This is a genomic window from Collinsella sp. HCP28S3_B9, from assembly GCF_052066095.1.
In the GTDB taxonomy this organism is placed as follows: Bacteria; Actinomycetota; Coriobacteriia; order Coriobacteriales; family Coriobacteriaceae; genus Collinsella.
On sequence record NZ_JBQHST010000039.1, the window covers coordinates 1 to 19,898 of the forward strand.

At 59.7% G+C, this 19,898-nt stretch carries 14 protein-coding genes; 8 read left to right on the forward strand and 6 right to left on the reverse strand.

What is annotated here, in order from left to right:
- Positions 1-76: 76 nt before the first annotated feature.
- Positions 77-556 carry a 2-keto-3-deoxygluconate permease gene (locus ACTNBB_RS08475; protein WP_441071072.1) on the reverse strand — a complete coding sequence of 160 codons (480 nt, stop codon included), beginning with the start codon at positions 554-556 and terminating at the stop codon, positions 77-79.
- Positions 557-731: 175 nt separating this feature from the next.
- Here ACTNBB_RS08475 and ACTNBB_RS08480 point away from each other — a divergent pair, with 175 nt between their 5' ends.
- The 4 genes from ACTNBB_RS08480 to ACTNBB_RS08495 all read left to right on the forward strand — a co-directional run bounded on the left by ACTNBB_RS08480 (position 732) and on the right by ACTNBB_RS08495 (position 6,737).
- On the forward strand, positions 732-1,181 hold the full coding sequence (locus tag ACTNBB_RS08480; RefSeq protein WP_154514934.1) for a MarR family winged helix-turn-helix transcriptional regulator: 450 nt from the start codon (positions 732-734) through the stop codon (positions 1,179-1,181).
- On the forward strand, positions 1,178-3,544 hold the full coding sequence (locus tag ACTNBB_RS08485; RefSeq protein ID WP_441057858.1) for an ABC transporter ATP-binding protein: 2,367 nt from the start codon (positions 1,178-1,180) through the stop codon (positions 3,542-3,544). Before ACTNBB_RS08480 ends, ACTNBB_RS08485 begins: the two co-directional genes overlap by 4 nt.
- A complete protein-coding gene (locus ACTNBB_RS08490) occupies positions 3,544-5,400 on the forward strand; it encodes an ABC transporter ATP-binding protein (protein WP_441057855.1) in 1,857 nt (618 codons plus the stop codon). The genes ACTNBB_RS08485 and ACTNBB_RS08490 overlap by 1 nt, the downstream gene beginning before the upstream one ends.
- 305 nt (positions 5,401-5,705) lie before the next feature.
- Complete coding sequence (locus tag ACTNBB_RS08495; protein ID WP_154514938.1) at positions 5,706-6,737, forward strand: 3-deoxy-7-phosphoheptulonate synthase; 1,032 nt, start codon at positions 5,706-5,708, stop codon at positions 6,735-6,737.
- A gap of 527 nt (positions 6,738-7,264) precedes the next feature.
- Here ACTNBB_RS08495 and ACTNBB_RS08500 read toward each other — a convergent pair.
- Positions 7,265-9,466, reverse strand: coding sequence for an FtsX-like permease family protein (locus tag ACTNBB_RS08500; protein ID WP_441057852.1), 2,202 nt, complete (start codon positions 9,464-9,466; stop codon positions 7,265-7,267).
- The gene (locus tag ACTNBB_RS08505; protein WP_427728561.1) at positions 9,456-10,241 is read right to left on the reverse strand and encodes an ABC transporter ATP-binding protein; all 786 of its coding nucleotides are present in this window, start codon (positions 10,239-10,241) and stop codon (positions 9,456-9,458) included. Before ACTNBB_RS08505 ends, ACTNBB_RS08500 begins: the two co-directional genes overlap by 11 nt.
- A 262-nt stretch (positions 10,242-10,503) precedes the next feature.
- Between ACTNBB_RS08505 and vsr the strand changes: the two genes are divergently transcribed.
- Positions 10,504-11,493 carry a DNA mismatch endonuclease Vsr gene (gene vsr / locus ACTNBB_RS08510; protein WP_441057082.1) on the forward strand — a complete coding sequence of 330 codons (990 nt, stop codon included), beginning with the start codon at positions 10,504-10,506 and terminating at the stop codon, positions 11,491-11,493.
- A 699-nt stretch (positions 11,494-12,192) separates the two neighbouring features.
- Here the strand turns inward: vsr and ACTNBB_RS08515 are convergent.
- Positions 12,193-13,050, reverse strand: a complete 858-nt coding sequence (locus ACTNBB_RS08515; RefSeq protein ID WP_022095149.1) for a class II fructose-bisphosphate aldolase — start codon at positions 13,048-13,050, stop codon at positions 12,193-12,195.
- Positions 13,051-13,384: 334 nt separating this feature from the next.
- On the opposite strand from ACTNBB_RS08515, the gene ACTNBB_RS08520 reads away from it, so the two are divergent.
- Positions 13,385-14,188, forward strand: coding sequence for a DeoR/GlpR family DNA-binding transcription regulator (locus ACTNBB_RS08520; RefSeq protein WP_441057080.1), 804 nt, complete (start codon positions 13,385-13,387; stop codon positions 14,186-14,188).
- 64 nt (positions 14,189-14,252) lie between these two features.
- On the opposite strand, the gene ACTNBB_RS08525 is transcribed toward ACTNBB_RS08520, so the two are convergent.
- Both ACTNBB_RS08525 and ACTNBB_RS08530 read right to left on the reverse strand, forming a co-directional pair.
- Positions 14,253-15,413: an FprA family A-type flavoprotein gene (locus ACTNBB_RS08525; RefSeq protein ID WP_441057078.1), complete on the reverse strand. Its 1,161-nt coding sequence runs from the start codon at positions 15,411-15,413 to the stop codon at positions 14,253-14,255.
- Positions 15,414-15,542: 129 nt separating this feature from the next.
- Entirely contained in the window at positions 15,543-16,529 is a 987-nt protein-coding gene (locus tag ACTNBB_RS08530; protein WP_154515200.1) for a LacI family DNA-binding transcriptional regulator, read from the reverse strand.
- 383 nt (positions 16,530-16,912) lie between these two features.
- On the opposite strand from ACTNBB_RS08530, the gene ACTNBB_RS08535 reads away from it, so the two are divergent.
- Together ACTNBB_RS08535 and ACTNBB_RS08540 are read left to right on the forward strand one after the other, a co-directional pair.
- Positions 16,913-18,118 carry a galactokinase gene (locus ACTNBB_RS08535; RefSeq protein ID WP_441057074.1) on the forward strand — a complete coding sequence of 402 codons (1,206 nt, stop codon included), beginning with the start codon at positions 16,913-16,915 and terminating at the stop codon, positions 18,116-18,118.
- On the forward strand, positions 18,109-19,737 hold the full coding sequence (locus tag ACTNBB_RS08540; RefSeq protein WP_441057072.1) for a UDP-glucose--hexose-1-phosphate uridylyltransferase: 1,629 nt from the start codon (positions 18,109-18,111) through the stop codon (positions 19,735-19,737). The genes ACTNBB_RS08535 and ACTNBB_RS08540 overlap by 10 nt, the downstream gene beginning before the upstream one ends.
- Positions 19,738-19,898: the final 161 nt, after the last annotated feature.

Below are 19,898 nucleotides of genomic sequence, written 5' to 3' on the forward strand. Positions count from 1 at the left end.
CGCGGCTGCGCCTATGGCACTTCAACATCATTGTCGCAGCCCCGACCCGCGGTCACGAGCGGGGGCTCCTATCTTTTTAGTGCCCTCGGATTGGGTCATAGTGTCTGTCGCCGTGACCCTGGCCCTCAAAATGCTTGTAGCACCAGCTGGTGACCAGCGGGGTCAAAATGGCCGTCACGATGGCGCACGCTGCAACCTGCGCCGTAGCCGTCGCGAGCACGGCGCCACCGTACATGGCCTCGTTGACACTCGCCATGGCGGCAGGCGTGGCCACATTGGCTCCGGCGCAGCTCGAAATGGCCGCACCTGCGACACCCGTACCGCCCGTGAACTTATCGACCGCGATGACGGGAATTGCAAAGACCACCGAGCAGATCACGCCGAGCAGGATGCCGGGAAGACCGCCGTTGATGAGCTGGCCAAAGGTCATGGTCGAGCCCATGGCAAAGAAGACGAGCACGATGATGGCGGAAAGTGCCGGAGCCATCATCTTCTTAAAGCTCGGGAAGAATATATCTCCTTTGGATGCATGCGAATCGTAGCCGCACGCGCCTATGTCAGAAAGAAGGCGACAACCCCTCGCCTAACCGCGGGCATGATAGTTCTTTGAAAGCTTCAGCAATTGAATTATTTTGAGTCTTTATGCGCTCTTAATATTGCCCACTGCATGAGGCCCGCATATGGGGGTATCATCTTCTACCAAAAATAGTTTCTAGTGTTAGGGGTTTTCGGTGAAAGATACCGATTTCCGTGAACTTGGGCGTCAGCTCCTTACCGAGTTCGGCAGCATGCATCAGCGCATTTCGCGCTTTGCGGACAAAGCGCTCAGTGGTGAGATGGCCGTCATGCGCGCCCTCATGCTCGCTGGCGGTTCGCTCACGCCAAGCGAACTCGCCGATCGTGCCTGGGTCTCGAGCGCCCGCATCGCCAATATCCTGCGTGCTCTCGAAGCCAAAGGCTGGGTCGAGCGCGAGCACTCAAAGACCGACCGTCGTCGCGTACACGTCACGGTGACCGACAAGGGATTCCATGATCTCGAAATCAAGCATCGGGAATTCGAGGACCGCACCGCGGCCTTCCTCGAGCAGCTCGGCGAAACAGATACCCAAGAGATGGTGCGCCTTCTTAGGCGTGCCAACGAAATTATCGACCGCAATCAAGAAAGGAGAGATGCCGAGTGAGGATTCTCAAGCTCTTTAAAAAGCATGTCCTGGCACTGTTCGCAGCTATCGTACTTATCGTAATCAGCTGCAACGCCGATCTGGCGCTGCCTACGTATATGAGCGACATCGTCGACGTGGGCGTGCAGCAAGGCGGTATCGCCTCGCCCGTACCTGACACCATTCGCACCGAATCGCTCGACGACCTCAAACTCTTTATGAGCGATAAGGACGCCAAAGCTGTGGAGGCCGTGTTTAGCAAGGCGGATAATAACGGCATTCGAACGTACAAGGGCACCGAGGAGGAGCGCGCCGACGGCGGCAAGATTGCCGACATCGTGAGCCTGCCCGAGACCGTCGTCCTTTCGTTCAACCAGGGCATTGACGCCAACTCCATGGATGACATGATGGGTTCGTCCAGCGAGAAAGACAACAACGCCACCCAGGCCATGCCCACCCCCGAGCAGATGGCGGCAATGACGCCCGAGCAGCTCGCCGAGATGCAGCAGAAGGCCGCGGCAGCGCAGGACATGCAAAAGCAGATTGATACCGACGGCGGCAAGATCACCATGAAGAGCCTGCGCCTAGGCGTTGAAGGCGGCCTAATCGACCAGGGCAAGCTCGTCGAGGGCGCCAACGATATGGCGGACAAAATGGGCTCCATGTCGGGTTCCATCGTGACCCAACGCGCCGTGAGCTATGTACAAGACGAGTACAAGGCGCAGGGCATCGACCCCGCCGACGTGCAGAACGCCTATCTGGGCCGCATGGCAACCACGATGTTTGGTCTGTGCCTGATCTCGCTCATCGCCACCATCCTGACCGGCGCCGTGGCCTCGCGCACCGCCTGTTCCATCGCACGCGACCTGCGCCGCGAGACCTTCAACAAGGTTATGCACTTCTCGCCGGCCGAGGTGGGCAAGTTTAGCCAGGCCTCGCTCATCACCCGCTGCACCAACGACATTCAGCAGATTCAGATGGCCGCAACCCTGTTTATCCGCATGTGCCTGATGGCCCCCGTCATGGGCATCGTCGCCGTCATGCGCGTCCTGGCCAACCACACCGGCCTGGAGTGGACCATCGCTGTGGCCATCATCGCGGTCTCGGCCGTCGTCGGCGTGCTTATGGGCCTCACCATGCCCAAGTTCAAAAAGATGCAGAGCTTTGTGGACCGCGTGAACCTCACCGCCCGCGAGCTGCTCGACGGCCTTATGCCCATCCGCTCGTTCAACCGCGAGGAGCATGAGCTCGAGCGTTTTGACAAGGCTTCGCTCGACCTAATGACCACGCAGCTCTACACCAATCGTGCCATGAGCTTTATGATGCCGCTCATGATGCTCGTCATGAACTGCATCACCGTGCTTATCGTCTGGTTTGGCGCGCAGGGCGTGTCCGATGGCGTGATGCAGGTCGGCAATATGATGGCGTTTATCTCCTATACCATGCAGATCGTCATGGCGTTTATGATCCTCACCATGGTTTCGGTCATCCTGCCCCGCGCCGAGGTCGCAGCCGAGCGCGTGGAAGAGGTCATCACCTGCCCCACGAGCATCAACGACCCCGCCTCGCCCAAACTGCCCGCGGCCAGCGCACCGCGCGGTGAGCTCACCTTCCGCGACGTGAGCTTCCAGTATCCCGATGCCCGCGCCGACGTCATGAGCGGCGTGAACTTCACCACGCATGCCGGTCAGATGCTCGGCATCATTGGTTCCACGGGCTCGGGCAAGTCCACGCTCGTACAGCTGATTCCGCGCTTATACGACGTCACGGGCGGCAGCATTTCGCTCGACGGTATCGATGTGCGCGATATGACCCTTTCCGAGCTTCGCCGCCGCATTGGTTACATCCCTCAGCAGGGGCGTCTGTTCTCGGGCACCGTGGAGAGCAACCTTAAGTTTGCCGGCGACATGGTAAGCGACGAGAACATGCACGAGGCCGCGCGCATCGCCCAAGCCGAGGACTTTATCGCCGAGCGCGAGGACGGCTACGACTCCCCCATCAGCCAGGGCGGCTCCAATGTCTCGGGCGGTCAGCGCCAGCGTCTGGCCATCGCCCGCGCGTTGGCAAAAAAGCCCGAGGTCCTGGTGTTCGATGACTCGTTTAGCGCCCTCGACTACAAGACCGACGCGCGCCTGCGCGAAGAGCTTGCCAAAAACGTTACCGACGCCGCGCTCGTTGTCGTAGCCCAGCGCATCGCGACCATCATGCACGCCGACCAGATCATCGTGCTCGACGACGGTCACGTGGTGGGCACTGGTACGCACGAGGAGCTGCTGCACAGCTGCCCGGCGTACCTGGAGATCGCACAGTCGCAGCTTTCCGCCGAGGAGCTGGGGCTCACTCAAGAAGAAATTGCAGCCGTTATGGAGGGAGGCGAGCACTAATGGCAGACGAGACCAAGACTCAGATTCCCAAGCCCACCCGCCAGCGCGGTCCCATGGGCCGCATGGGTGGCATGGGCCGCGGCGAGAAGGCCAAGGACTTTAAGGGCGCCATGCGGCAGTTGCTCGGCTATATCGGTCAACACAAGGTTGCCGTGCTTGCCGCCGTCGCCTTTGCCGTGTGCTCGGTCGTCTTTAACATTGTGGGACCCAAGGTGCTCGGCCAGGTTACGACCAAGCTGTTCGAAGGCCTGGTCGCCAAGGTCAACGGTACCGGCGATGTCGACTTTGCCTGGATCGCCAAGACGCTCGGCTTTTTGCTCTGCCTGTATCTGGCAAGCTCTGTTTGCAGCCTCATCCAGGGCTGGCTCATGACCGGCGTCACGCAAAAGATTTGCTACCGCATGCGCAAGGAAATCGTCGCCAAGATCGCTGTCGTGCCGATGAGCTACTTTAACGGACACAGCAAGGGCGATGTGCTCAGCCGCATCACCAACGACGTCGATACGCTGGGTCAGTCGCTCAACCAGAGCGTGACGCAGCTCATCACGTCGGTGACGCAGATTATCGGCGTGCTCGTCATGATGCTGTCGATCAGCCTACCGCTTACCGGCGTCACCGTGCTCACACTGCCGGCTGCCGCGATTATCCTGACCGTGATGATTCATTTCTCGCAGCCGTACTTCCGCGAGCAGCAGCAGGTCCTGGGCGCCGTCAACGGCATTATCGAGGAGGACTTTGCCGGCCAGAGCGTCATTCAGGTGTTCGACCGCGCCGAGGCCTCAATCGAAGAGTTCGACCGTCAAAACGACCGCCTCTTTATTAGTGGCTGGCGCTCGCAGTTCCTGTCGGGCCTGATGATGCCGCTTATGAGCTTGGTGGGTAACATGGGTTACGTGGGCGTGGTCGTGGTGGGCGCACAGCTCGCGCTGACCGGCAATGCCACGCCCGGCGACATCCAGAGCTTTATCCAGTACGTTCGCAACTTTACGCAACCCGTGCAGCAGCTGGGCAACGTGAGCAACACGATGCAGTCTATGGCCGCTGCCACCGAGCGCGTCTTTGAGTTTCTGGCCGCGCCCGAGGAGGAGCAGAAGGCCGACGCGCAGATTCCCGAAAAGCGCCCTGGCCATGTGGAGTTTGACCACGTCAAGTTTGGCTACACGCCCGACAAGACCATCATCCACAACTTTAGCTGCGAGGCACAGCCCGGCCAGACCATCGCCATCGTCGGTCCCACCGGCGCCGGCAAGACCACGCTCATTAAGCTGCTACAGCGCTTCTACGACGTGGACGGCGGCTCGCTGCGCGTCGATGGCGTCGACGTACGCGATTGGGACCGCGCGGCACTGCGCGGCGAGTTTGCCATGGTGCTGCAGGATACGTGGCTGTTTAACGGCACCATCCGCGAGAACATCCGCTACGGACGCCCCGATGCAAGCGATGCCGAGGTCGAGGCCGCTGCACGCGCTGCACGCTGCGACCACTTTATCCATACGCTCGCCGGCGGTTACAACTTTATGATCAACGAGGAAGGCACCAACCTTTCGCAGGGCCAACGCCAGCTCGTGACCATTGCCCGCGCCATTTTGGCCGACCGCCCGGCGCTGATTTTGGACGAGGCGACATCCAACGTCGATACCCGCACCGAGGAGCTTATTCAGCGCGCCACGGATGCGCTGATGCAGGGCCGTACCAGCTTTGTTATCGCACACCGCCTGTCCACGATCCGCAACGCCGACGTGATCTTGGTAATTCGCGACGGCGACATCGTCGAGAAGGGCACACACGACGAGCTGCTCGCCCAAGGCGGCTTCTACGCCGACCTGTACAACTCGCAGTTCGACGAAGCGGCGTAAATTCTGCCGCAGGGAACGAATAACACCCGAGAACGGGGGCGCAGGACAACCTGTGCCCCCGTTTTTTGTTCTGCGACCCTCAAACCGCCTCCCCTGGGACCAAATCGACGGCCTCTTCCAAGCCGCGTGGCATCATTCCATTCCAGGGCCAGTTGACGTTTGACCAGATAAAACCTGCCAAAATAAACCTGTCCCTTTTTGGCAGGTTTTGGGGTGATGAGGGCTTGCACTTTAGCGTGCGACAGCGGATAATGCCGAGCATTCGACAATGCACACTTTGTCTTATTTGATTGAGGAGGCCCCGTATGGCCATGGAATTCAAGCGCAGGTTGCCGATCCCCATGGAAATCCGCGAGGAAATGCCGCTTTCCGCCGATCTTACCGCCAAAAAACAGGCATTCGACGCCGAGGTCGCCAAGGTCTTTACCGGCGAGGACGCGCGCAAGGTGCTCATCATCGGCCCGTGCTCTGCCGACCGCGAGGACTCGGTGCTTGAGTACATGAGCCGACTGGCCAAGGTCGCCGAAGAGGTCAAGGACAAGCTCATCATCATTCCGCGCGTCTATACCAACAAGCCGCGCACCAAGGGCACCGGCTACAAGGGCCTGCTGCACAACCCCGACCCCGAGGCTCCCGATGACCTGCTCGAAGGCGTTAAAGCCATCCGCCATATGCACCTGCGCGTCATCGAGGAGACCGGTTTCTTTACCGCCGATGAGATGCTCTACCCGTCCAACTACCAGTACCTCGTCGACCTGCTGAGCTACGTCGCCGTGGGCGCGCGCTCGGTCGAGAACCAGGAGCATCGTCTGGTGTCGAGCGGCATTTCGGTGCCTGTGGGCATGAAGAACCCCACCGCCGGTTCCACCACCGTTATGCTCAACTCCATCTACGCCGCCCAGGCACATCAAAGCTTCATCTTCCGCAACTGGGAGGTCGAGTGCGACGGCAATCCGCTCGCGCACGCCGTCATGCGTGGCTACATTGGTCTCGACGGTCGTACCTACCCCAATTACCACTACGAGCATCTGGAGCGTCTGGCTGAGCGCTATACCGAGCATGCCGGCTACGCCAACCCGGCGGCGATCATCGACTGCAACCACGACAACTCGGGCAAGCGCCCGCTGGAGCAGCACCGCATCTGCAAGGAGGTGCTCGACAGCTGCCGCCGCAACGAGTCCATCTCCAAGCTAGTCAAGGGCTTTATGATCGAATCCTACCTGGAGGACGGCAACCAGTCTGTCGACGGCGGCGTCTTTGGCAAGTCCATCACCGACCCGTGCCTGGGCTGGGAAAAGACCGACTACCTCATCCACGAGATCGCAGAGCGGGTGTAGGTTACGGCGTTTTACCAAACGCCGTAACCGGCCGACGCTACAAACCCGTACACGCGAGCAATCTGCCTTTCAGCTTCGACGGCATGACCAAAAGGTCAATGCCGCCTCGCTTCAAGGCACCTTGCTCGCGTGTACGGGTTTTCGCTGACGTTTTTCTACCAGCGTCGTTGCCAAAGCCAGCACTTGGGGACGCTCCTTTTGGGGTAGTCGTTGGGGACGCTCTTGTTTGACTAGTCGTTTAAGAACGTCCCCAACGACTACCGGGGGAGTTGCCTTCCCTCGCGGCGGTCTTCTAGCAGAAAAACCAAGTGAGTAGGCTTTTTGCAGGAGGCCAAGCACGCCCCAAAACGCCACAGCTCTGACCTGCGGTTTTATTGAGCATTTGTCGCGATGTGCTCGGCAGGTTCAAAAAAGTCTACTCACTTGTATCTGAGACGCACCAGGTTGGAAAAAACCGCCGCGAAAGGGCCCCTGGTCCCTTCGCGGCGGTCATACGCCTCTGATTTTGCGACGATTTTGCCCGCTTGTTACTCGCTGTAGCGGGTGGCTATGGCAGCTCGCACCATTCCGGTGCTCATGAGGTAGGTCACCAGGAAGTAGCCACCGTATGCTGCCAGGAAGATCGCGCAGGTGAGGCCCACAGTGCCGCCGATGCTCATATTTCCGAATATGCTCACCAGCTCGATGATCACCTTAAGTGCCACAAAGGAGTGCGCCAGGCCCACTGCCAGCGGGAACAGGAAGAATACCGCTTGCTGCGCCATCACCGAATGGCGAATCTGGCGGTCGTCGCAGCCGACCTGTGCCAGCACACGATAGCTGCGGCTGCCGTCGGCCACGTTGGAGAGTTGCTGGATCGACAGAATCGCCGCGCATGCAACGACCAATACAAAGCCGATGTAGATGGCTAGGTAGCTAATAAGACCGTTCATTTGCGCTGCTTGCGCGTACATCTCGGAGCGTGTGATGAAGGTTCCCCACGACCCCGGCTCCTTGCCGTCAACGAGCAGATTGTCGAGCACAGTGTATTCAATGCTCTCGTCTGCCTCGGTCGTATCCATCCCCTGTTTGTAGTTAACGAGCAGGCTACTGGAATACGGCTGCAGATTAATTTGGGACAACAGCTCGTCGGCAACGACGACGGTACCCGGATTACTGCCCATCGCCGAGTTGGCGATGGCCGCCGTGTCCTCGTCCGACTTATCGGTTGCGGGTTTGAGCGTATGCCCGCCCAAGGTAAGGGCATGGCCGCCGGCCATATACTTGGTGTACAGGTCGATCAGCTCGCCGCCCATATCACACGTGAGCAGATATTGGTCGCGGCCAATGCTCACCGGCTGCTCGCCCATCATCTGACGCAGCTTGTTGTACTGGCTCGCCGGCGTCACAAACAGACCTATCGCATCGGGCTTGCTACCCCCGAACGCCTTGGGAAGCTTTTCGCCCATGGTCTTGCACATCTCACCCGCAGACACCGAAGGGCTCGAACCGCCAAACGGGTAACTTAGATGCGAATCGATCTGCACATGCTCACCGGCAACATCGGCGATATTGACCTTCTTGCCGGTCTCGTCGTTGTTGTCCGCCGACTTGTCCTTACCGTGCCATGCGGAGTACAAATCGACCGTACTATCGGCCAGCACCATGCGATCGGCCTCAGACGGATTGACATACTCTTTGTAGTAGTCGAGCGTATCGGGCGTGTAATAGACATACGTCTGCGACATATCGGCCGGCGTATAGCGCTCCAGATTCTCGTTCATCACATTGGCAATCGACATACCGCACGTCACCGAGGTGATGGCCAAAAACAGGAGCATCGCGATGACGCCCATCGAAAAGCACACCGTGTTGACCTTGGCCGCAAGCTGGCGCACGATAAACATGTTGAGGCCGCGCCAATACACGCCGCGCAGGCTCTGCAGCAGCTTGATAAGCATGCCCGAGAGTCCCCAAAACAGGGCAAAGGTACCCACGGTAACCATAGCGGTCGTAATGCCAAACTGGTTCATGGCCTCTTGCAGCTTGCTGTCCGTCGCGGTTAGCGGGAACCCATCACGTAGCAGACGGTAATAGGCCACGCCCACAAGCACCACGCCCACGGCAAAGATGGCAATCGCGATCCAGGGGTTGCGTGTCTTGATGCTCTCGTTGCGACGCTCGGCACCCATAAGCTCGATGAGTTTGGTACGACGCACGGCGCGAAGGTTCAGCAGTAGCGTGAGCACAAACATTACGAGCATGCAGGCAAGGGTCAGGTTGAACGCATGCACCGAGAAAAAGAAGTGGAAATTGGCGATCTGTGTCTTAAAGAGCGAGGCCGTAAAGAACGTCATGAGCTGGGAGAGTCCCACACCCAGCACAATGCCGGCGACAAAGGCCACAACCGATACTATCACGGTCTCGAGCGCCATGATCGTGGCGACGCGCCCGCGCCCCATACCGAGCACCTGGTACAGGCCAAACTCCTTCTTGCGGCGTTTCATGATGAAGTTATTGGCATACACCATCAAAAAGGCCATGACACCGGCCAAAAAGTACGTCAGGTAGCCGAGCATGCTGCCCATAACCTGCGCCAAGCCCTCTTCATCGATTCCGGCGATGTCGACCTGCATCGAGATGGTGTTAAAGGCATAGAAGACCGTGACGCCCAGGGTGAGCGTCAAAAGGTAGACGAGGTAGTCGCGGCCGGCGCGGCGGACGTTGCCCCAAGCGAGTTTACAGAGCATCGGAGCCCTCACCGCCCATCATGGCAACGACCTCCATAATGCGGTCGAAGAACTCGCGGCGGTCGGTGTCTCCGCGGCGCAGCTCGGTGAAGATCTTGCCGTCGCGAATAAACAGCACACGGCTCGTGTAGCTGGCGGCAAAGCTGTCGTGCGTGACCATGAGCACGGTGGCGCGCAGGCGGCGGTTAAGGGCCTCCAGGCTCTCGAGCAGCAGGCGAGCGCTCTTGGAATCGAGGGCGCCGGTGGGCTCGTCGGCCATGATCATGGTGGGGTCGGTGACGAGCGCGCGAGCCGCGGCAACGCGCTGCTGCTGACCGCCGGACATCTGGTAGGGATACTTGTCGAGCACCTGACTGATGGACAGGCGCGCTGCCACATCCTGCACGCGGGTCGAGATCTCTGCCGAGCTTGTGCGGGCGATGGTGAGCGGCAGGGCGATGTTCTCGCGTGCCGTGAGCGTATCGAGCAGGTTGGAGTCCTGGAAGATAAAGCCGAGCTCCTCGCGGCGGAACTGCGAAAGCTTAGCCTGCTTCATGCGCGTCACGTCCTGGCCGTTGATGCGGATCGTGCCACTTGTGGCACTATCGATGGTCGACACGCAGTTGAGCAACGTCGACTTGCCCGAGCCCGAAGCGCCCATGATGCCAACGAATTCGCCGCGGTTGACGGTAAAGCTGACGTCGTTGAGCGCGCGGGTCACGTTGCCCAGCGCTCCGTATACCTTTTCGAGATGCACGACTTCCAGTACCGGGGTCGCCATGTGCGTGGTTTGCATACCGAGTCCTTTCTTGCGATTAGTCTACGGCATCTATAGTCGCAAGAAGCCGAGTCGGCTACCATCGATATCGCTTACGCTTGCCTTACCGTTGCGTAAGGTAGGGGTAGTCTTTTTGGGACGGGGCTTTTTTAGCTACCCTATGTCAAATGCGGCCTCATGCTTCGAAGGCTACGGATAGGGTAGCTAAAAAAGCCCCGTCCCAAAAAGACTACCCAAATGAGCTGCCTTGTCATGTGTTGATGTTGAGAGAGGACTCCTGTTGAAGACTGTTCATGTTGCCGCTGGGATCATTCGCAAGGAAGGATCCGATGAGCTGCTTGCCGTGCAGCGCGGCTACGGCGACATGCAGGGACTTTGGGAGTTCCCCGGTGGCAAGCTCATGCGCGGCGAGACGCCCGAGGACGCCGTACGCCGCGAGCTCATGGAAGAGCTGCAGGTAAAAGTCACCAACCTGCGCGATTTTTACACCGTTGAGTATGACTACCCCGATTTTCATCTCTCAATGGAGTGTTACTACTGCTCGCTGGCTAAAGAATCCGATGAGCCCCAGAAGCACGACCGCCAGCTCGATATCCGCTGGATTCCGCGCACCTCGCTTGCCACCGTTGAGTGGATGCCCGCCGACAAAGGGCTTATCGATGCTCTGATTGAGTTGAAGAAAGATCGGCTTGAGGCCAACGGCGCCGCCGATGACGCCACGCCCAACACGGCCGACAAACCCGCCACCAAGCCCAAGCGCGCACCTAAGCGCCGCAGCAAAAAGCGTCCCAAGCCAGGTCTGCTCGACGGCATCGATACCTCGGACCTCTCCGCTGACGAGCGCGAACTGGTGCGCCGTCGCGCCGCTATAAAAAAGTCCATGAAGGGCAACAAGCGCGCCAACACCAAACCCGAGCTGCTCGTTCGCCAGCGCCTGCGGGCAGCGGGCCTTACGGGATACCGTCTGGAATGGAAGGTACCCGGCAAGCCTGACATCGCCTTTCCCGGGCGCAAGATCGCCATTTTCGTCAACGGCTGCTTTTGGCATCGCTGCCCTAAGTGCAATCCGAGCCAGCCCAAGCGCAATGTTGAGTTTTGGGAGGCAAAGTTTCGCCGCAACGTCGAGCGCGACCGAGCCGCCATCGACGCGCTTACCCGAATGGGCTGGACGCCCATCACCGTCTGGGAATGTGAGCTCAAGAAAGACCGCATCGACGCCACCATGGAAAAGGTCATCGAACAGGTACGCGCCGCCGCACCGCAGCGCTAACAGCGATCATTCACACGCTCCGCACGTCCGCGCCACATCCGAGCCGCAAACCTTAGAAAGCCCTTAAGCTCAAAACCTTTCAAGAGTGTTATTCGATACCTTTGACCTGCGGTTTCATTGTTATAACAAACCTGATTAAGCCTTTCTTTAGCGCTTCTTTGCAGCAGCCGCGGCATAATACTGCCAACGAACGGGACCTAGCAGCACACCCCGTGCGCAACCTTTTGGTGGACATCGAGGAGGCCGCATAAGCATGCATTCTTCCAATGACGCAGCACAGCAGCCATCCCTAAAACATGTAGACCTTTTCTCCTTCCTCCCGACACAGAGAAACGGCCTCCTCGACTCCCCCACCACAAAAGCCAAACGCTCAACCGATCAGAATCTCAACTTGCGAATATCCTTCGATAAGCTCCAAGCATCCCTAAACAAGTCATTCCCCAACCAAGCCCGGGCATACTAGTCCCCCATCAACAAAGCGTCCCTAGCGCACCACTATTCCGCCCCAACGCCACAAGGGCGATTGAGCAGGGCCGTCCGGAAACGGAAAAGGGCCTATCTCTCAGAACATTCCGCAGGACGGAGGAAGCCCCGCAGCGCGTAGCGCGCAGCGGGGCTTCCGACATGTCCGAGGACGTTCTGAGAGATAGGCCCTTTTCCGTTTCCGGACGGCCCGGTGGGATCAGAGTACCCTTGCTGTTACTCTGCTTTGCCCACAGAGTTGAGGTTGGTCATGCGGATCTTAACCAGCTCGGTGATCTCACGCATGCCCTCCTTGGCCGGCTTCTTGGGATCGAAGCAGGCGGGGTTCTCGGCCATGTAGGCCATGAAGCCCTTGGTGTAGGCCTGACGCAGCTCGGTAGCGTAGTTAACCTTGCAGATGCCGTTCTTCACAGCCTCGGCAACCTGCTCATCGGGCACACCGGAAGTGCCGTGCAGAACCAGCGGCACGTCGACGGCGTCGCGGATGGCCTTGACCACGGACTGCTCGATGTGCGGATCGCTCGTGTACACGCCGTGGCTGGTGCCAACGCCAATGGCCAGCGAGGTGCAGCCGGTGCGCTCGACGAACTCCTTGGCCTCGGCAGGATCGGTGTAGGGGCTCTCGCCCTCAACCGCGGGACCGTCGTCCTCCTTGCCGCCAACCTTGCCGAGCTCGGCCTCGACGGGCACGCCCATGGCGCGGCCAGCGTCGGCGACGGACTTGGTCAGGGCAATGTTGTCCTCAAAGGACTCGTGCGAGCCGTCGATCATGACGGAGGTGTAGCCCGTGCGGAAAGCCTGCATGCAGCGGTCATAGCCATCGCCGTGATCGAGGTGCAGAGCGACGGGCACGGAAGCGCGCTCGGCAGCGGCCTTCACCATGCCGTAGAAGTAGTCCAGACCAGCGGTCTTGATGGTGCCCGGGGTGGTCTGCATGATGACGGGGGACTTGGTCTCCTCGGCAGCGGCCAGAACGGCCATAACAAACTCGAGGTTCTCGACGTTGAACGCGCCGACGGCGTAGTGGCCGGCCTGAGCGTCCTTGAGCATCTTTTCGGTGGTAACAAGTGCCATGAGCGTTTGCTCCTCTCCCTCGCCCGCATCTGGACATCGGGCGTAGTTGTTCACAAGGCGTTTCACCTTGCGTTTTACTGCGCTCATTGTATGAAATTCAGCAGCTTTGCACGTGCGAGATATTGAGCCCATGCAGGCCAATACAGTCGTTTTTGAAAAGTAAACGGAAGGAATCGGAACCGAGTGGGCGTGTTCGATATTGAATTTTGAGCGTTTAGCGTCTTTCTTTTATAGAAAAGATAAGTAATCGAAAGGTGTTTTCTTACTCAAAAAGAAAATGAACGAAAATAGAGTCAACACAATTCCTGCAAATTTAGCCGAGAATGGAGCAAACATGGCCCAAGCTACCAACCGTGCTTTTGCTGACGAGCGCCGTACCGCCATTATGGAAATACTCGAGCATAACGCCTCGGTGCAGGTAGCAGAAATCGCCCAGACCTTTGGCGTGTCCTCCGTCACCGCCCGCGCCGACCTGGACGCGCTCGCCGAAGCAGGCAAGCTGCGTCGCACACATGGTGGTGCCGTATCGCTCCACAAACGCCTGACCGTCTCCACGCAGGATCGCCGCATCAATGTCAACGTCGCCGCCAAGCAGGCCATCGCGCAAAGCGCCATCGAGCTCGTTAATGACGGCGACACGCTGCTCGTCGACTCGGGTACCACGGCGCTCGAATTCGTCCGGCTCCTCGATCAGCGCGACGGCATCACCGTTATCACGGCCGACATTACCATCGCCGATTATATTGACGAGAGCATGCCCTCGGTCGATGTCGTCATGCTGGGCGGGGCACTGCGCAAAGGTCATCGCTATCTGTACGGCCCACTTACCATGCAGGCGCTCCAAATGGTCCACGCCGACCTTGCCGTCATGTGTCCTGGCGCTTTTGTTCCCGGCTGCGGTTTTACGACCGACTTTCCGCAGATGGCCGAGACCAAAGCGGCTATGGTCGGTGCCGCCCGTCAAAGCGTCGCCCTCATGGACGCCAGTAAGGTCAACGGACGCGGCATGTACCGTTTTGCCGAGCTTGCCGACGTCGATATCATCGTGATGGACAGCGACCCCGACGCCGCCGTCGCCACCTCAATCGCCGAGGCCACCGATAGCGCACGTCCAGCCCTCATCATCGCCGGCGCTTAAACAAAAACCACCACAAAGGGCCTGTCCCTTTGTGGTGGTTTTGCCCGTAAAAAGCGAAATATCGCTACTTGGAAAGCTCGTCGGCGAGGGCCTCGATCTGGGCGCGCGATGTGTCGTTGAGCGAGCCCAGCACGGTCACCTTGTTCTGCGCCAGGGTGATGTCCTTCATGCCCTCGAGCTCCTTGGTCATAACCTTGGCAGCGGTGGGCGCCCAGGAACCGGCCTCGACGAGCGCCACGGTGCGGTTCTGGTAGGCATGCTCGGCGAGCGTGTGGATAAAGGTGCTCATGAACGGGAAGATCTCGCCCTGATAGGTGATGGAGGCAAGCACCAGGCGGTCATAGCGGAACGCATCCTCAACGGCCTCGGCCATGTCGTCGCGAGCCAGGTCAAAGACGGAAACCTTCTGGCCGCGAGCCTCGAGCGCAGATGCGAGCTCCTCGACGGCAGCCTTCAGATGTCCATACACACTCGCGTAGGCAATCGTGATGCCCTCGTCCTCGGGCTGATAGCTCGACCAGGTGTTGTAGGTGTCGAGGTAATAGCCCAGATTCTCGGTAAGGACAGGACCGTGGAGCGGGCAGATGATCTGAATATCCAGATCGGCAGCCTTTTTGAGCACGGCCTGCACAAACTTGCCAAACTTTCCCACGATGCCAAAGTAGTAGCGGCGAGCCTCGCAAGCCCAGCCCTCGGGATCTTCGATGTCGTTGGCGCCAAACTTGCCAAAGCCGTCGGCACTAAAGAGCACCTTGTCGGTGGCCTCATAGGAGAAGAGTACCTCGGGCCAGTGAACGTTGGGGGCGCCGATAAAGGTCAGGCTGTGGCCGCCCAGGTCGAGCACATCGCCCTCTTTGACAACCATTTTGCGCTCGGGGAAGTCGGTGCCAAAGTAGTTGACCATCATGCGGAAAGCACCCATGCTGGCCACAATCTGCGCCTGGGGATAGCGCTCCATAAAGGCGGCGATACCGGCGGAGTGATCAGGCTCCATATGATGGATGACCAGGTAGTCGGGCGTACGGCCATCGAGCGCGGCCTCGAGGTTGCCGAGCCACTCGTCGACAAAACCACCGTCGACCGAATCGGCGACAGCGATCTTTTCGCCCAAGATAACGTAGCTGTTGTATGCCATACCGTTCTCGGACACATCGTACTGGCCCTCGAACAGGTCGATGTCGTGGTCGTTGACGCCAATGTAGCGGATATCCTTGGTGATCTCCATCAGACAAAGCCTCCTAGATAGACAAAATAACCTGTCTATCATAGCACTTGGCGGCATTCCAACTGTTATCTGCCGGCATCCTTACCGATTGTTATTAAAATACGATAAATCGTCGTTTACCTGCGCAAACTATGAGCGTGGCATCGCCGTGCTATGTCGAATAATGAGCTGGCCGGGAATACGAATAGCAACGGTTTTGCCCGCCGTACCCGCCTCGGGAACCGCGTGCTCAAACACCTCGCGTCCACGCTGATGTAAATCGAATCGAACGGTCGTGAGCTCGTTATGCGCGACAAAGTCGTCGAGCGAATCGTCGACGCCCACCACGCTTACGTCCTCGGGCACGCGCAGGCCGCTATCACGCAGCGCGGCAATCGCGCCATTTGCCATCTGATCGTTTGCCGCATAGATCGCCGTCATGGTGCGATCGTGCTCGGCCAGGTACCTGCCGGCCTCGTAGCCGCTGTTGGCAGACCAGTCGCCCTCGAGCGGCGCCTGCGGCTTAATGTGCTTATGCTCGAGCGCATCCTGCCAGCCGGCGCGACGAAATTGCTCGTCGACCGAGAACGACGGGCCGCCAATATAGCGAATTTGCTCGTGCCCCAGCTCAAACAGATGATCCATAAGCAAGAGCGAGCAGCCGTAATGGTCGGAGTCGACCGTGGTCACCCGCGGGTGCGCGTACATGGTAACAATAACCGTGCCAATGCCCGGCAGCGGATCAAACGTCTCAAAATCGGGCGCCATGCGGCTCATGCCGATGATGATGCCGTCCACCGGCAGCGCAGCCATACGACGCGTGGCCTCGGCAAGCGAAAACTCCTCGGTCTTGGACATCTCGACCAGCGTGATGGCGCAATTATGCTCGCGAGCAGCGCTGGCGATGCCGTCGATCATTGAGAGGTTGCCAAACTTGGTGATATCGTTGACGCACAGACCGACCGAATGGTAACGGCCGTCGCGCAGCGAGCGGCCGGCATAACTCGGACGAAAGCCGAGCTCTTGCATAGCGGCCTGCACGCGCTGGCGCGTCTGCTCGTTAACGTTGGGCAAGCCGTTGGCGACGCGCGAAACCGTCTGCTGCGAAACACCGGCAGCGCGGGCGACGTCGGCCATGGAGACCGGACGCGTACCCGTATCGTTGGACGAGTGCCTTGCCACAGAATCACCTTCACCCTTGCGAAATTTGAATAGCGTGCATGCCGACCCGGGCAGAAACACACCCCACGCCGAAGCCCGCTATCGTCGGACGCATGTTAACGTACTCTACTTTTTCTATCTGCATCTCTTCTGCTTTATAAGTCCATACGGCATTACCGTTCACGGCTGTATTTCTACCGATTACCAGATTCTCAAAAAGTGACAAGCGATCTGTTATGAGTACGTTAACATAGCCCGTAACGTGCGGCATCGTGAACACTTGGTTCATGCCGCTTCAAGTTGTTAACGTACTCATAACGACACAAAACTCACCCGTGTGCGCCAAGGAAAGGACTCCCATGACCACCCCCGACGAAAAGACACTCACCATGCTCACCAAGCTGTTTGAGGAGGAGTTTGGACCCATCGGCGACCGCCAGGTGCTCTACGTGCACGCGCCCGGCCGTTCCGAGATCAGCGGCAACCACACCGATCACGAGGGCGGCCATGTTATCGCCGGCTCGCTCGATGTCGCCGTTGACGGTATCGCCGTGGCAACCGACTCCAACAAGATCCGCGTCGCCGACGAGGGCTATCCTAGCTTTGAGATCACGCTCGATACGCTCGATGTTCAGGAGTCCGAGAAGGGCACGTCCGCAAGCCTCGTCCGCGGCATGGCCCATGAAATCGCTGCTCTGGGCGTTGAGCCCCAGGGCTTCGACTTCGCCTTCACCTGCTCCGTTCCCTCGGGCGGCGGTCTTTCGAGCTCCGCTGCTGTCGAGGCGGCGTACGGTCGTGCCATGGAGGCGCTCTGGGGCGCACCCGCCATCGAGCCCGTCGCGCTCGCCCAGATGAGCCAGCGCACCGAGAACAACTATTACGGCAAGCCCTGCGGTCTTATGGACCAGGCCGCCGTTTGCTTGGGCGGCCTCGCCTACATGGACTTTGAGGACCAGGCTCAGCCTAAAACCCAGAAGCTCGAACTCAACTTTGAGGATCACGGCTATGCGCTCGTGCTCGTTAAGGTTGGCGCCGACCATGTGGCAGCTACCGACGACTACGCCGCCGTTCCGCGCGAGATGCAGGACATCGCCGCCGAGTTTGGCAAGACACGCCTGTGCGAGGTAAACGTGGCGGATTTTGACGCCAAGCTCCCTGAGCTACGCGCCAAGCTGGGCGACCGTGCCTGCCTGCGCGCCGTTCACTACTGGTACGAGAACGGCCTGGTCGATAAGCGCTGGGCAGCCCTTAGCGCCGGCGACATCGACCAGTTCCTGGTCCTGACGCGCGAGTCCGGTGCCAGCTCCGCCATGTACCTGCAGAATGTCGTCGCCAAACTGGGCTCCGAGCAACCTTCCATGTATGCCTTGGCGCTGGCCGAGCATGTGCTCGACGGCCGCGGCGCCGTCCGCATCCACGGTGGCGGCTTTGGTGGCACCATCCAGGCCTTCGTGCCGCTCGACCTGGTCGACACCTTCATCACCAAGATGAACGGCTGGCTGGGCGAGGGCTCTGCCCGCCACTACGCAATTTCTGACAAGGGGGCTTACGCGGCATGGCTGTAATGACTGATGTGCGCGAGGCCGCGCAGGGCCTGATTGAGTATGCCATCCATCGATCCATGATCGGACAGGATGACCGCATCTGGGCCTACAACACCATTCTCGAGTGCATCGGCGCCACGGGTCCTGCCCTCGACATGGCTTGGGCGATGCAGAACGAGAAGCTCTCGCTCTTGCACCCCGATACGCTCCCCAATTTTGACCTGGAGGGCACGCTTGCCGCGCTTTCCGAGGACGCCGTTGCCAACGGCGCTGCCGAGGACACGGCGTCGGGCCGCGACCGCATCGCCATGCGCATCATGGGCGCGCTCATGCCGAGGCCTTCGGCTGTAAACGAGGAGTTCAACGGACGCATGGGCGTCAACGAGCCCCGCGCCGCGACCGACTGGTTCTATGGTCTGTGCTGTGACGCCGGTTACGTGCGCCGCGCCGCCATCGCGCGCAATATCAAATGGAGCACCCCCACCAACTGGGGCGACCTGGAAATCACCATCAACCTGTCGAAGCCCGAGAAGGACCCGCGCGACATTGCCGCGGCCGGCGCCGCAAAGAACACGGGCGAGAAGTATCCCGCCTGTCAACTGTGCATCGAGAACGAGGGCTACCCTGGACGCTCCGCCGCAGCCGACGGCGGCGCCCATCCCGCTCGCCAGAACCTGCGCGTTATCCCCATCCAGCTCAACGGCGAGCGCTGGGGCTTCCAGTACAGCCCGTACGCGTACTTTAACGAGCACTGCATCGCTATGAGCGCCGAGCATCGCCCGATGCACGTCGACCGTAAGGGACTGACCTGCCTGCTCGATTTTGTGGACCTGTTCCCGCACTACTTTATTGGCTCCAACGCCGACCTGCCCATCGTGGGCGGCTCGATTCTGTCGCACGATCACTTCCAGGGCGGCGCGCACGAGTTCCCCATGATGCATGCCGCCGAGGTCTCGCAGTTTAACGTGCCCGGCTTTGACCAGGTCAGCGGCACCGTGTTGCAGTGGCCGCTTTCGGTGCTGAGACTGCGCTCGCACGACCGCGCCCAGCTGCTCGACGCCGCCGAGAAGATTATCCTCGCCTGGCGCGAGTGGACCGATGAGTCTGTGGGCGTCATCGCACACACGGCCGACGGCGTGGCCCACAACACCGTGACGCCCGTCATCCGCCGCGTCGACTCTCGCGGCAATGCCGGCGGCACGATCTACGAGGCCTACCTGGCGCTTCGCTGCAATATCACAACCGACGAGCATCCGCTGGGCGTATTTCACCCGCATGCCGAGTACCACCACATCAAGAAAGAGAACATCGGCTTGATCGAGGTCATGGGCCTGGCCATTTTGCCGCCGCGCTTGGTTCCCGAGCTCGGCGCTGTCCGCGAGCACTTGCTGGCAGCCAAGGCCGATGTCAGTTACGACCTTGCCGGCGCGCTCGAGGGCGACGACCTTTGCCGCAGCCACGCCGCATGGGCCGAGGACGTCTTTGCCCGCCGCGCCGACGAGCTTACGGCGGATAGCGCCATCGACATCCTGCACGAGGAGGTCGGCATGGTGTTTGGCCACGTGCTCGACAACGCCGGCGTCTTTAAATGGGACGAAGCCGGTCGCGCCGCCCAGCAGCGCTTTATCGACTCGCTGTAGAGAACGGGTCCGAACGTTCAACAGCAGCCCGCACGACATAGCCACCTATACGACAACGGCGCCCGCCGGCAACATCGCCGGCGGGCGCCGTTTTTGGTGCAAGGGCAGCTAATTTGGGACGGGGCTATTTTGACTACTTTGCATCTAGAAGTAGTCAAAAT